This window comes from Pseudoalteromonas sp. SCSIO 43210 (genome assembly GCF_054133285.1).
Window position 1 is genome coordinate 4,230,584 of sequence record NZ_CP087225.1, and the last position, 14,282, is coordinate 4,244,865.

A 14,282-nucleotide genomic window follows, 5' to 3' on the forward strand; every position below is an offset into this window, starting at 1 on the left:
TTAAAGTGTTTGCTCCAAAATGCGAACAACTAATTGCTCAAAACTTGCCCCATTCGCTTTTGCAGCCATTGGTACTAGTGATTTTTCAGTCATGCCAGGCACTGTATTTACCTCTAGTAGGTAAAAGTGTCCTTGCTCATCTTGCATTGCATCCACACGTCCCCAGCCACTTGCACCTACAAGGTCAAATGCATCAAGTGAAATTTCTTGTAAGTGCTCTGTATCGTGCTTTGATAAATTTGCAGGGCAATGATATTGCGTCGTGCTTGATTGATACTTAGCTTGGTAATCGTAAAAACCATTAGGCGTGGTCATCTCAATTACAGGCTGTACTTCATCACCCAATACAGTAACCGTGAACTCTCGTCCTGTAATCCACTGTTCGACAAGTACTTGGCTATCAAACTTAAATGCATTAGCGAGTGCTTCTTCTAACTCTTGCGCATTACTTGCTTGTGCCATACCTATGCTTGAGCCTTCGTGCGATGGCTTAACCATTACCTTTTTAAACTCATCCATAATGGCAACTGCATCAAAGCCTTTTTTAGCATCGACAACCGCATAAGGAGCCGTACTTAGACCCGCCGATTTAAACAAGTGTTTACAGCGAATTTTATCCATAGCGAGGGCTGAGCCCAATACATTACTACCTGTGTAAGGCAGGTTCATAAATTCAAGCGCACCTTGTACAGTGCCATCTTCACCACCACGACCATGTAACGCAATAAAAACGCGCTCTACATTTAATTCTTTTAATTCCCACAAAGAACGACTTTGTGGGTCAAATGCAATTGCATCAATGCCACTACTTTGCAGTGCATTTAAAACAGCTTGACCAGATTTTAATGACACTTCACGCTCTGCTGAATTGCCACCTAACAGCACCGCTACTTTACCAAATTGTGTGTTTACCTGGGTCATACTTCACCTTGCTTAAGTTTTTCTATCGACATACCCGTTGCAGCTAAGGTTTTTACTAATTGGCCTATATTACCTGCGCCTTGGGTTAATACTAAATCGTTATTTTTTAGGCATTCACCGAGGACACCTGCAAGCTCTGAACTTGAAGCAACATGAAGTGGCTCTTTGCCACGTTGGCGTAAACTTCTACAGAGGCTTTTACTATCAGCACCGACTATAGGGTCTTCACCTGCGCTATACACATCAAGTAATAGTAACTGATCTACATCAGCAAGTACTTTTACAAAATCTTCGTACAAGTCGCGTGTACGAGAAAATCTATGTGGTTGATATACCATAACTAAGCGCTTATCAGGCCAACCTTCACGCACTGCAGCAATTGTTGCTGCAACTTCTGAAGGGTGATGCCCATAATCATCAACTAACATCACATTGCCACGCTCGTTTTCAAATTCACCATAGTGTTGAAAACGACGACCAATGCCTTCAAACTTCTGCAGCGCTTCTAAAATTGCATGGTTAGCAATGTTTTGATCTTTTGCTACAGCAATCGCTGCGGTTGCATTAAGTGCGTTGTGTCTACCTGGCATATTCAACGTGGCAGTTAAACACTCACCTTGTTTGTTAGTTACTGTAAATGTGCACGTATTAGCTGATTGGCTAAAGTCGCTCATGCGGTAATCAGCATCCTTCGATTCGCCATACGTGATAACTGGGCGACCAAATCGCGGGATAAGTTCAGCAGCAACTTCAGAATCAATACATACAACAGCTAAACCATAAAACGGTAAGTTATGAATGAAATCTACATATGTGTCTTTCATTTTTTCGAGACTGCCGCCGTAAGTATCCATGTGATCTTCTTCAATATTTGTGATCACCGAAACCATTGGCTGCAAGTGTAAAAACGACGCGTCGCTTTCATCAGCTTCTGCTATTAAAAAATCACTTTTTCCTACTTTTGCGTTACTACCTGCGCTATTTAACAAGCCACCAATAATAAAAGTTGGATCAAGCCCCGCCTGTCCATAAATACTCGCAATTAGGCTTGTTGTCGTTGTTTTACCATGCGTCCCCGCAATCGCTATACCATGGCGAAAACGCATTAGCTCCGCGAGCATTTCTGCGCGGCGCACAACCGGAACTCTTGCTGCTTTTGCTGCAACAATCTCAGGGTTTGTTTCATCAATAGCACTTGAAACAACGACTACGTTAGCATCTTTTACGTTATTTTCGTGATGACCAATAAATACCTCAGCACCGGCTTTAATTAAGCGATCTGTCATAGCGCTATGAGCAATGTCAGAACCTGTAATACGGTAGCCTTCAAATGCGAGTACTTCAGCAATACCGCCCATACCGGCACCACCAATGCCAATAAAATGGATAGTATCAATTCGACGCATTGCAGGTCGTGTGTGTTTTTCTTGTACTGATGCTTCTTTCACTTACACTCTCTTATTTGTTACTTGCTCACAGTGTGCTGCAACGCTTACTGTGGCATCTAAAATGGCTTGCTTTTGAGCATTTGCTGCCATTTGTTTAATTAATATAGGCTTAGCTAAATAAGGATTTAAAAGCTCAACAATTGAATGTTGATTAAACTGTGCTTGAGGCATTAACAAAGCCCCATTTGCCATTACTAAATACTGTGCATTCGCTGTTTGATGGTCGTCCACTGCATGAGGAAACGGAACAAATATAGCCATTTTTCCAGCCGCAGCAATTTCACTAACCGTTAACGCACCCGCGCGGCAAATGACAATATCAGCCCAAGCATAAGCCGTATCCATATCATCAATAAATTCAGCAACGTTTAAGTTATTACTATCAAAACTGTGTGCTTTATAAGCCTCTTTAACGCTGTGTAAATGGCCTTTACCTGTTTGATGCCACACACTAATTGCGGTGGTATTACTCAATACTTTAAATGCTTCAGGTAATGTTTGGTTAAGTACTTGTGCCCCAAGTGAACCACCCACTACCAACATATTTATTGGGCTTGATACATCACGCTTTGGTATATCAATAACACTTTGACGTACCGGATTGCCAACAAGTTCAGCTTGACCCTGTGCAAAAGCACTTGGAAATGCTGCTAATACACGTGTAGCCACCTTAGCTAGCAATTTGTTACTCATGCCCGCTACCGCATTTTGCTCATGAATAACCAGCGGAATACCTAAACTTTTGGCAGCAATACCTGTTGGTCCAGTTACATACCCGCCCATAGCAAGTACGACATCTGGACGCTGTTTTTTTAAAACTTTACGTGCTTGCAATATGGCGTTAAGCACCATAAATGGCGCTTTAACAAGACGTTTTATACCGTTACCACGCACACCCTTAACATCAATAAAATCAATGTCTATGTTATGCTTTGGAACAACGTCAGCTTCCATTCTATCAGGTGTTCCTATCCAGCTAACTTGCCAGCCTTGTTGTTTTAAATAGTCAGCTACAGCGATACCAGGGAAAATATGCCCGCCAGTTCCACCAGCTACAACGACTAATTTTTTACTCATCGCTTACCTCCGCGTGAAGTGGCTTGTTTTGTTGCCATCTTAGTCTCAAAATCTACGCGTAATAAAATGCCCGTGGCTATCGTCATAATCATTAAGCTTGATCCACCGTAAGAAATAAACGGCAGTGTTAATCCTTTTGTTGGTAAAATACCCGCACTCGCACCTACATTAACCATGGTTTGAAACGCAAACCAAATACCAATAGCAAACGAAAAATAGCCTTCATATTCTTTGCCACACTTTAATGCTTGCTGACCAATTAATAGCGCTCTAAATACCAAGGTAGCTAATACCATTAAAATACTTACAACGCCGATTAAACCTAGTTCTTCACCTATAACAGCAAAAATAAAATCGTTATGCGCTTCAGGTAAATATTGTAGCTTTTGTACGCTGTTGCCAAGGCCTTGGCCAAACCAACCACCTTGGCTATATGCCATTAGCGATTGCACCAACTGATAACCTTTACCAAAAGGATCATCCCAGGGATCTAAAAAGCCAACAACACGTGCCATACGATATGGCTCAACAATTATAAGTAAAACAACGAGGCCAACCCCCGTTAAAATAAGTACAAAAAACTGCCATAACTTAGCACCGGCTAAAAATAGCAGACCAACCGTAGTTACAAACATAACAACTACGGTGCCCAAATCGGGTTGCAGCAAAATAAGCAGAGCATATACCGCAAACACAGCAATAGGCTTTGCAAAGCCTTTAATATTTTCTTGTACCTCTTCGCGTTTTCTTACTAAATAGCCCGCAATATAACTAAAAAAATACAGCTTTGCAGCCTCAGCCACCTGAAAACCAACCGGGCCAATAGGGATCCATCGCCTAGCTCCATTCACTTCACGACCAATAATTAATACGGCTATTAACAGCACCATGCCTAGTATTAATAAATAAGGGTTTGATCTTTTCCACCAATCCATTGGTACACAAACCGTTATCCAAAAAAGAACAAAAGCCATAGCTAAAAACATACTGTGACGAATAGTAATATGATACGAGTTATCAAATAATCGTTCAGCGGTCGGCATTGATGCGCTGGTTACCATGATAAAACCAACACCTATTAGCATTATTACGCAGTACAATAGCGGTACATCGTATAACTGCGCCGAAGGCTTAGGTGTTAATGCGTCTTTTATATCGGCAAAAGCAATCATACTTTCTCCGCCATAACGCACTCAACAAAGTCATCACCGCGTTGCATATAGTTGTTATACATATCAATACTGGCACACGCGGGGGCCAATAAAACAATATTACCAGCACGACTAAGTACTTTGGCCAAAGTAACGGCTTCTTCCATATTGTTAGTTAAATAGCTCTTATTGGTAATCGCAGCTAAGTCGCTTGCGTCTTTACCAAAACATATTAATGCTTTTACATGCTGTTCTATGTAAGGTTTTAGCGCATTTAAATCAGCGCCTTTAGCATCGCCACCTGCAATAACAATCAGGTTTTCACCGTCAGTTGCTAAACTATCTATTGCTGCAATAGTTGCCCCAACATTAGTCGCCTTTGAATCGTTAAAATATTTTATACCGTTAAGCTCAGCTACAAATTGGCAGCGATGCGCCAACCCATTAAATTGGCTCAACGCGTTTACATACTGCTCTTTGCTTACTTCAAACGGACTTAAAAGCGCCATTACAGCAAGTGTGTTTAAATAATTGTGTTTACCCACTACAGCAAGCGTACTCACTGGTAAAAAGGCATCGCCTTTAACCATAAAGTGAGTTTCGTTATTGTATTGCGCTAAATGGTAATCACCTTGTTGAACACCAAAGCTAATTTTGGGGGTTGTACTGCGCTCAACTGGATGCGTTTGACTATCGTCAATATTAACTATAATAAGCTCTGCACCGTCATAAATACTTAGCTTTGAGTCTATATAAGCTTGGTAACTGTCGTAGCGGTCAAGGTGATCTTCTGACACATTTAATACCGTTGCACTTATTGGCTTTAAGCTCTTTGTGGTGTCTAGCTGAAAACTAGATAGCTCAAGTACATACACATCAAAATCATCATTGAGTAAATCAAGCACCGCAGTGCCAATATTCCCACCCAAAGCAACTTTATAGCCGGCTTCTTTTAATACTTCATAAGCGAGCGTAACCACGGTTGATTTACCGTTGGAGCCAGTTACTGCAACAACCGGTTTTGTATTAATACGTGCAAATAACTCAACGTCGCCAATCACTTCAACACCTGCGTTAATCGCATCAGCAACAGCTGGTATTTTTAAGCTAAGCCCTGGACTTATAATAATTATATCGCTTGAACGAAGCTCTGCGTCATCCAAATTACCAAAGTGTGTATCTAGATTTGGTGCATGCTCTTTAAGCCAATCAATCCCTGGAGGGTTTGTACGGCTATCAACAACTTTTGGCATAAGACTATGAGATAATAAAAAACGCACAATGCCCAGACCGGTAACACCGAGTCCGATCACTGTTATTTGTTTATTTTTTATCTCGTTTAAATACTGCATTTATCGAATCTTTAATGTCGCTAGACCAGCGAGGACTAGCACAATAGAAATAATCCAAAAGCGTACGATAACACGTGGCTCCGGCCAACCTTTTAATTCGTAATGATGATGAATTGGCGCCATTCTAAAAATGCGTTGCCCACGTAATTTATACGATCCCACTTGTAATATGACCGAGAGTGCTTCCATAACAAATACGCCGCCCATAATAATAAGCAGTAATTCTTGGCGTACTAAAACAGCAATAATACCTAATGCACCACCAAGTGCTAATGAGCCTACATCACCCATAAATACTTGTGCTGGGTAAGTGTTAAACCACAAAAAGCCAAGCCCTGCACCCACAATGGCAGTACACACAACCACAAGCTCACTTGCTAGCGGTAAATGCGGAATATGTAAGTAAGCCGAAAAGTTAATATTACCTGTTAAGTAAGCAATAATTGCCAATGCTGCGGCGACTAAAATAGTGGGTACGATGGCTAAGCCATCAAGCCCATCAGTCAGGTTTACTGCATTTGATGTCCCTACTATTGCAAAATACGTAAGCACAATATAAAACAAGCCAAGTTGCGGTAATACATCTTTAAAAAATGGAACAACAAGTGATGTTTCAGAAGCTTGTGCACTGGTAAAATATAATGCTGTCGCTATCACTAACGCAATTACTGACTGCCAAAAATATTTCCATTTAGCAATTAAACCTTTTGGATCTTTACGGATAACTTTACGGTAGTCATCAACAAAGCCAACAATACCTAATGAGCCAATTACAAACAGCGTTGCCCATACATACTTATTCGATAAATCAGCCCATAGTAGCGTACTGGTAAAAATAGCCGCTAAAATAAGTAAGCCACCCATAGTCGGCGTACCCGACTTAGATAGATGCGATTGCGGACCATCGTCTCGAACCGTTTGACCTATTTGCATACGTTGCAAACCACGAATTAACTTAGGTCCTAAATAAAGAGACATAATTAGCGCAGTTAAAATACCTAAAATGGCACGTAGCGTTAAATACGAAAAAACATGAAAACCACTAAAATACTGGGTTAAATACTCTGCCAGCCAAACTAACATTATGATACTCCATTGATGGCTTGTTGCTGGCCATTAACTAAATCGGTTACTAATAATTCCATGCGAGAACTGCGCGATCCTTTCACTACTATTGTTGTTTTTGTATTCACTTTATTAATACTTTCTTGAATTTTTTGCTGCATTTGTTCACGGCTCGAAAAGTGGCGATTAGGGAGTTCAAACACATCACTTGCGCATTTACTTAATACACCTAATGTAAATAACTCATCAATCCCTTGCTCAAGTGCATACTCACCAACTTCTTGGTGATATTTACGTGCATCTTCACCTAGCTCCCCCATGTCTCCCAGCGCTAAAATGCGGTGACCTTGCATATCACTTAATAAGTCAATCGCAGCCTTTACCGACTTAACATTGGCATTATAGGTATCATCAACCACGGTGAGTAAATCAGACACTTCAATTAGATTAACGCGCCCTTTTACATCACCCATAGTGGCAAGTGCATTGGCTATTTCTTCAACAGTTACATCAAATTCACTAGTAAGTGCAGCCGCAATAAGTGCGTTACCAATATTGTGCTTGCCAGGTAGCGCCAAAGTAACAGGGACTTGCTTGTCTTTAGTACAAAGCGTAAAGCTTGCACGCGCATTGGCATCAAGCGTGATATTCTCTGCCCAAATGTCGAGTTTTTCGGTTGTAGAAAAACGTTTAACATTACGCCCTTCAAGTTTATCTAACCAATACTGGCTAAATTCACTATCGCAATTAACAATGGCAACGCCGTCATCTTTAAGGCCGTCAAAAATCTCACCTTTAGCTTTTGCAACCCCCATTAAGCTGCCAAAGCCTTCTAAGTGAGCGGCTGCAACATTACATACAACGGCTACATCTGGTTTGGTCATTGCAGTTGTGTAGGCAATTTCACCTAAGTGATTTGCACCTAGCTCAATTACTGCAAAACGATGTTGAGGCTCTAAGCGCAATAACGTAAGTGGGACGCCAATATCGTTATTAAAATTACCTTTAGTAGCTAATACATCACCGTGAACCGACAAAATTGCTGCACACATTTCTTTTACGGTGGTTTTACCTACACTCCCTGTAATTGCAATTGTTTTAGGCGCCACTTGCGCCATAACAGCAGTGCCAATTGCACCTAGTGCAATACGTGTATCGCTTACTATAAATTGTGGAATATCTACATCTACTTTGTGCTGAACAATAACGCCAATAGCGCCTTTTTGTTTAGCTTCTGCTATAAATTTATGGCCATCAAAATTGGGCCCTTTAAGTGCTAAAAACACTTCGCCATCGCACACTGTACGAGTATCAGTATTTATATTAAGCACTTGTTGATTATCACCTTGATAATCGGTTGTTAGTACATTGGCTAACCAATCAAAATCCATTGGGATCATTGTGTTATCCCTCTTACTGCTTTTTTTAGTTGTTCTTGTACATAACGGCGATCGCAAAAGTCGATGCGCTTATCGCCTATAATTTGATAATCTTCGTGGCCTTTACCTGCAATTAAAATAACATCATCAGCTGTAGCATTTTCTATAGCAAAACGAATTGCAGTTGCTCTATCAGCCTCTAAATGTGCGTCTTGAGGGTTCACTAAACCGCCAGCCACATCAGCAATAATGTCATCAGGATTTTCAGATCGCGGGTTATCGCTGGTAATAATAACTTTATTAGCATTTTTCTCAGCTGCTTGCGCCATTAATACTCGCTTACCTTTATCTCTGTCACCACCGCAACCAAATACACAACTCACACCACCTGGTACATGCTGTTGCAATGCTTGCAATGCAAGTGCAAGTGCATCGGGCGTATGTGCGTAATCAACAACACACGTTGGCATGCCTGCTTGACTAAATGCTTGCATTCGCCCAGCGACTGGCTGTAACTGCGCACAACCTGTAATTAATTGCTCTAGCGGATAACCAAGCCCTAGCAATGTAGCGAGCGCTGCCGTTAAGTTATATAAATTAAATTCGCCAAACAGAGGCGATTTAATTGATATATCACCCCAACTCGTCGATAACTGCGCCGAAATACCTACACTTGAATATTCAACATCAGAAAAATAGACGTATCGAGTATTCTTAGGAGCTAAGTTTTTGCGACCATAACAAATTAGATTATTAAAATCATACTTTTCAAGCCATTGCTCTGCTTGAAAATCATCTTGATTAAGCACCACAACTTGCGGTTCAAAATCACGAAAAAGCATTAATTTTGCATCACCGTAACTTGCCATATCACCATGATAATCTAAGTGATCACGCGAAAGATTAGTAAACACAGCCGCTTTAAATTCACATTTAGCAACACGCTGTTGCACTAACCCATGCGATGACACTTCCATGGCGACTAGCTTTTTATGCTGTAAATTTAGATCACTCAAAATATGCTGTAAATCAACCGTTGAAGGCGTAGTATTCATCAGTGGAGTTAAGTTATTAGGATGTCCATAACCTAGCGTGCCAATAATCGCTGACTCAGTACTACAAAATTGCGCTAAGTGAGCAATCATTGCTGTGGTGGTTGATTTACCATTTGTGCCAGTCACACCAATTAAATCCAAAGCCTGACTTGGTTGGTTATAAAAGCGATTTGCTAATTCTGGAAGCTTTTTATCAAACTCTGAAACTAAATATAGTGGTTCGAAACTTGTTTCAAATTCGCATAATCTGTCAGCAATAATAGCTGTTGCGCCATTTTCAATTGCTTTAGCAATAAATTGTCCGCCATCAAGTGAATGGCCTTTAATAGCAACAAATACATCACCTGGTGTTACCTCACGACTATCAATGCGTAAATGTTTTACCAGTTGCGAGGGCGCATCAATTTCGATGTATTTTAAAATATCTCTTAAATCACGCATCGTTCTTTTTACCTTCCACGTAGGCAACATCTTCCTTGTCCGGTGCTACATTTAATATTCTTAATGAATTCGAAATTATTTCAGCAAATGCAGGCCCAGCGGTGGCCCCTCCGTAGTACACATCCCCGCCGGGTTCATTAATCATAACAACAACGGCTAATCGAGGATTACTTGCAGGTGCGACACCTGCAAAATAGCCAACATATTCGTCACCATAACCACCAACAGCTGCTTTTTTAGATGTACCTGTTTTACCTGCTGCCCGATAGCCATCAACTTTAACGCGACTGGCTGTGCCGCCCTCTTCAAATATACTTTCCATCATATGGACTACGGCTTCTACGTCTTTTTGTTTAAAAATACGTTCGCCTTCTGGTACATTATCTTGTTTTAAAATCGTTAATGGACGGTTGACTCCCCCAGCGCCTAACATGGCATAAAATCGTGCCATTTGGGCTGTACTTACTGCAATATTGTAACCAAATGAAAGCGCAGCAATTTCATGATCCGACCAACGACGATTAGGGTAAAACAAACCACTGCTTTCCCCCACCATACCGGTGCCTGAATCTGAGCCAAACCCTACCTTTTGAAACAATCCCACTAAATAATCTTTAGGTACTAACTGCGTTACTTTCGTAACTCCCATATTTGAAGAGTATTTTAAAATTTCGCGCAGTGTCATCTCACCATGATTGCGAGTATCTTGAACTAAGCTACCGCCTAAACGCATCCAACCAGGGTAAGTATCAATTTTGTCATCGGCTTTAATTGCGCCGTAGTCTAGCCCAGCTAAAATGGCTAGGGGCTTAACAGTTGAGCCTGGTTCAAACAAATCGGTAATTGCGCGGTTACGGCGCTTATGCGGGGCAGCATCGCTTAAGTTGTTTGGATTAAACGAAGGGCTATTAACCATCGCTAATACTTCGCCTGTTTTTATATCAACAACCATCGCTGAACCCGATGTCGCTTTATAAGTAAGTACAGCAGATTTAATCGCTTTATAAGCGATGCCTTGAATACGTTGATCAATACTTAACTGAATACTTTCAGGTTCTACGCGTTCGCGCTCATCAAGCACTTCTACTTCGCGTCCTTGTGCATCTTTGCGTATAGTACGACGGCCTTCTTCGCCCGTTAATGCATTCTCATACAGCTTTTCAATACCTTCAATACCTTTGCCATCTATATTGGTGAAACCAATAATATGTGCAGTTACTTCACCGGCAGGGTAATAACGCTTAGATTCATCTAATAAATGAATGCCAGGCAAACGTAAGTCGCCAATATAATTTGCAACGGCAGGAGTTACTTGGCGTTTTAAGTAAACAAAGCGACGAGAAGGATCGTTAAGAAGGCGTGAATTAATTTTTTTCGGATCGGTACGCAGAACGTCAGCGAGTTCACGCCAGCGCATATCATTTTTGTAATACTGCACTGTACGTTTATCAAGTTCGACCGCATTGTCTGCAAGTGATTGTTGATCCTCGCCATTTTTACGCGCTTGCTTAATCACTTTAGAAACAAGTGATTTGTGAAGTGCTTTAGGATCTGCATACACACTCACTACCGGTACACTCACCGCGAGCTCTTTGCCATTACGATCAAAAATCATCCCACGCTGGACGTGAAGTTTTTCGACACGTACGGTACGTTTATCACTTTCAGAACGGGCTTTGTCAGGTTCAATTACTTGTAAATAAGCAGCACGAGATACCAGTGTTACAAACACCATAAACACAACGCCACACACCAGCATAAAGCGCCATGTAATTAAGTTATTTACTGGTTTTTTGCCTCGATTTCTCATTGCAGTATTATTACCTGTTCATCTTGACTCGTTGGTCGTTTCATTTTTAGCTGTGATTTCGCAATTTCTTCGATACGTGCATGCTGTGAATAAAATTCCTCTTCAACTAATAAATAACGCCATTCTAAATCAAGTTCATCACGCTCTTGGAGTAACGAATCTTGTTCAATAAGTTGCCCTCGAGCAAGATGTGTTACTTGTACCACAGTTAAACTTGACGCGAATATCACAACCAACAAGGCCGAGGTAAGCTTATTAGCTCCTAGGCCTTTAACAATTTCAAAAAATAAATTAGGTGGTTGACGATGATTCGCTTTTATATTCATTCCAGCCTCTGAGCAATCCTAAGTACAGAGCTACGAGAACGCGGATTACGCTCAACTTCAGCGGCACTTGGCTTAATCGCTTTACCCACTGCCTTTAACGTCAGATTTTTATTTATTTGTGCGTCAGTTAAAGGCAGACCTCTGGGTAATACTTCTCCCCGACTCTGTTTTCTAATAAACTGTTTTACAATACGATCTTCTAATGAATGAAACGAAATAACAACCAAACGACCACCGGGTTTAAGGACCTTAATTGCAGACTGCAATGCCGTTTGAATCTCTTCAAGTTCGCTATTAATATAAATACGGATCGCCTGAAAAGTACGAGTAGCAGGGTGTTTAAACTTATCTTTTACAGGTACTGCTTCATCGACTAAATCAGCTAACTGCTTAGTCGTAGTAATTGGCGTGTGCTCTCTAATCTCAAGTATTTTATGCGAAATACGCTTACCAAATTTCTCTTCACCCAGCTTTTTAATTACATGGGTAATATCATCCAATTCAGCTTCAGCTAACCATTGGGCTGCACTGCGACCACTTGTTGGATCCATACGCATATCTAGTGGGCCGTCTTTCATGAAACTAAAACCACGCCCAGCATCATCTAACTGTGGCGACGACACACCTATATCTAATAAAATCCCGTCGACTTTACCAATGAGATCGTTTTGCTCTGCTACTTCGTAAAGTTTTGAAAAGCGAGTATGTGCAATTGCAAATCGCGGATCATCAGCAAACTTTTCAGCTGATTGTATTGCCTGCGGATCTTGGTCAATCGCTTGCAAACGACCTTCATTACCAAGGCGTGCTAATATTTGCCCTGAATGACCGCCACGTCCAAAAGTGCCGTCCATGTATATGCCGTCTGGCTTAATTGCAAGGGCATCTATGGTTTCGTCCATTAAAACGGATACGTGTTCAAATTGCGCTGTCATTAGCTATTATTTGCCTTTTATTGTGCTGTTAGAGAGTGAAATTATCTAAATCAGGGTGAGGTTCAAAATCACCAAGCCTCTCAAGCTCAGTATCTTGGCGCATTTGTTCGTTCCAACGCGCCTCATCCCAAATTTCAAACTTATTCATCAAACCAACCAACATTATTTTTTTGCCTAGATCTGCATGTGCACGCAATGAAGGCGCTAACAAAATCCGACCATTTTTATCAAGTTGATATTCTGTGGCATTCCCTAGCAACATACGCTGCATACGTCGAGCTCGTGGATTCATATTTGAAATTTTAGCTAAACGATTTTCTATTTCTTGCCACTCAGCAAGCGGATATAACCATAAGCACGGCTCATTTAGCGCAACAGTACAAATAACAGTTCCTTGGTCTTCAGATAGCAGAGATTCTCGGTACTTGGTTGGTACCGCAAAGCGTCCTTTATCATCCAAACTCAGTGAACTTGCGCCACGAAACATAAACAGCCTGCTTTAAATTATTTTAATCGCCTAGCGATTACTTTGATCCAGTTTGATCCACTAAAAACCACTTTTTACCACAGTCCTCCAGTTTAGGGCTTGACAAGCCTTTTTGTCAAGTAAGCTGACCAGCTTTAACGAGTCTCAAAGCTAGAAAAAATAAGGGTTCAAGCAAAGCGATTGAATTACGTGGGAAAAAGTGGAATAACAGCGAAAAAAAAATTTACTTAGTTTTAATATGCTTATTTCTACACGTTCTGCTTACTGAATAAACAATGAATATTTACAGTTTTTTAAGCATTTTCACCTTCTTTGTAAAATTTACCTAACCGTGTAGTAATAGTTACTGTTTTTTTTAATTACCAACCATGACAAAACCAGGAGAAACAAAAAAAACAACTTAAATTCAATAAGTTAAAATAAAAATTAAATTTGGTTTAATCATTGCATCGTCTAAATCACTATTTAAATTTTTAACTTATTAAGGATTGATTATGGCTACTGCAACAAATACGAAACCAAACACAACTTCAGATGTTAAGCCTGACGTTAAACTAAAAAATACTGACTCACCACTTACAGAGAAAGCCACATCAGCGGCGCACGATGCTGTAGATGCACTTTCTAGCAAAGCAGCAACAGCTGAAAGCAGTGTTCGTAAAGGCGCTTCTAGTTCAGCAGAAGCACTAAGCGAAAAACAACTTATTGCACGCGAAAAGCTGAGCGAATGCACTGCAAAAACGCGTGCTTTCGCTTCTGAAAACCCATTAGCAACTGCGGGCATTGCTTTTGCTGCTGGTATGTTAATTACATCATTATTTCGTCGTAAGTAATC

General features: G+C 40.8%; 13 protein-coding genes. 1 reads left to right on the top strand and 12 read right to left on the bottom strand.

Annotation, left to right across the window (positions count from 1 at the left end; genetic code table 11):
• The 12 genes from LOS73_RS18450 to mraZ are packed head-to-tail and all read right to left on the bottom strand — an operon-like array spanning position 1 to position 13,447.
• Entirely contained in the window at positions 1-921 is a 921-nt protein-coding gene (locus tag LOS73_RS18450) for a D-alanine--D-alanine ligase (RefSeq protein WP_007376974.1), read from the bottom strand.
• Positions 918-2,369, bottom strand: a complete 1,452-nt coding sequence (murC, locus tag LOS73_RS18455) for a UDP-N-acetylmuramate--L-alanine ligase (RefSeq protein WP_008135027.1) — start codon at positions 2,367-2,369, stop codon at positions 918-920. Before murC ends, LOS73_RS18450 begins: the two co-directional genes overlap by 4 nt.
• Positions 2,370-3,446, bottom strand: coding sequence for an undecaprenyldiphospho-muramoylpentapeptide beta-N-acetylglucosaminyltransferase (gene murG / locus LOS73_RS18460; protein WP_457934099.1), 1,077 nt, complete (start codon positions 3,444-3,446; stop codon positions 2,370-2,372). It lies immediately after the preceding gene.
• Entirely contained in the window at positions 3,443-4,618 is a 1,176-nt protein-coding gene (gene ftsW / locus LOS73_RS18465; protein ID WP_007376977.1) for a cell division protein FtsW, read from the bottom strand. Before ftsW ends, murG begins: the two co-directional genes overlap by 4 nt.
• Positions 4,615-5,949: a UDP-N-acetylmuramoyl-L-alanine--D-glutamate ligase gene (murD, locus tag LOS73_RS18470; RefSeq protein WP_457934100.1), complete on the bottom strand. Its 1,335-nt coding sequence runs from the start codon at positions 5,947-5,949 to the stop codon at positions 4,615-4,617. The genes ftsW and murD overlap by 4 nt, the downstream gene beginning before the upstream one ends.
• Positions 5,950-7,032: a phospho-N-acetylmuramoyl-pentapeptide-transferase gene (gene mraY, locus LOS73_RS18475; RefSeq protein WP_457934101.1), complete on the bottom strand. Its 1,083-nt coding sequence runs from the start codon at positions 7,030-7,032 to the stop codon at positions 5,950-5,952. It abuts the gene before it with no gap.
• Positions 7,032-8,414: a UDP-N-acetylmuramoyl-tripeptide--D-alanyl-D-alanine ligase gene (locus tag LOS73_RS18480; RefSeq protein WP_457934102.1), complete on the bottom strand. Its 1,383-nt coding sequence runs from the start codon at positions 8,412-8,414 to the stop codon at positions 7,032-7,034. Before LOS73_RS18480 ends, mraY begins: the two co-directional genes overlap by 1 nt.
• On the bottom strand, positions 8,411-9,889 hold the full coding sequence (gene murE / locus LOS73_RS18485; protein WP_457934103.1) for a UDP-N-acetylmuramoyl-L-alanyl-D-glutamate--2,6-diaminopimelate ligase: 1,479 nt from the start codon (positions 9,887-9,889) through the stop codon (positions 8,411-8,413). The genes LOS73_RS18480 and murE overlap by 4 nt, the downstream gene beginning before the upstream one ends.
• Positions 9,882-11,699 carry a peptidoglycan glycosyltransferase FtsI gene (locus LOS73_RS18490; RefSeq protein WP_007376982.1) on the bottom strand — a complete coding sequence of 606 codons (1,818 nt, stop codon included), beginning with the start codon at positions 11,697-11,699 and terminating at the stop codon, positions 9,882-9,884. Before LOS73_RS18490 ends, murE begins: the two co-directional genes overlap by 8 nt.
• A complete protein-coding gene (gene ftsL, locus LOS73_RS18495; protein WP_007376983.1) occupies positions 11,696-12,025 on the bottom strand; it encodes a cell division protein FtsL in 330 nt (109 codons plus the stop codon). The genes LOS73_RS18490 and ftsL overlap by 4 nt, the downstream gene beginning before the upstream one ends.
• Positions 12,022-12,960, bottom strand: coding sequence for a 16S rRNA (cytosine(1402)-N(4))-methyltransferase RsmH (gene rsmH / locus LOS73_RS18500; RefSeq protein WP_457934104.1), 939 nt, complete (start codon positions 12,958-12,960; stop codon positions 12,022-12,024). Before rsmH ends, ftsL begins: the two co-directional genes overlap by 4 nt.
• A gap of 28 nt (positions 12,961-12,988) precedes the next feature.
• Positions 12,989-13,447 (bottom strand): division/cell wall cluster transcriptional repressor MraZ, encoded by a 459-nt coding sequence (gene mraZ / locus LOS73_RS18505; protein ID WP_007376985.1) that lies wholly within the window; start codon positions 13,445-13,447, stop codon positions 12,989-12,991.
• A 494-nt stretch (positions 13,448-13,941) separates the two neighbouring features.
• Between mraZ and LOS73_RS18510 the strand changes: the two genes are divergently transcribed.
• A complete protein-coding gene (locus LOS73_RS18510) occupies positions 13,942-14,280 on the top strand; it encodes a hypothetical protein (RefSeq protein ID WP_007376986.1) in 339 nt (112 codons plus the stop codon).
• Positions 14,281-14,282 lie beyond the last annotated feature (2 nt).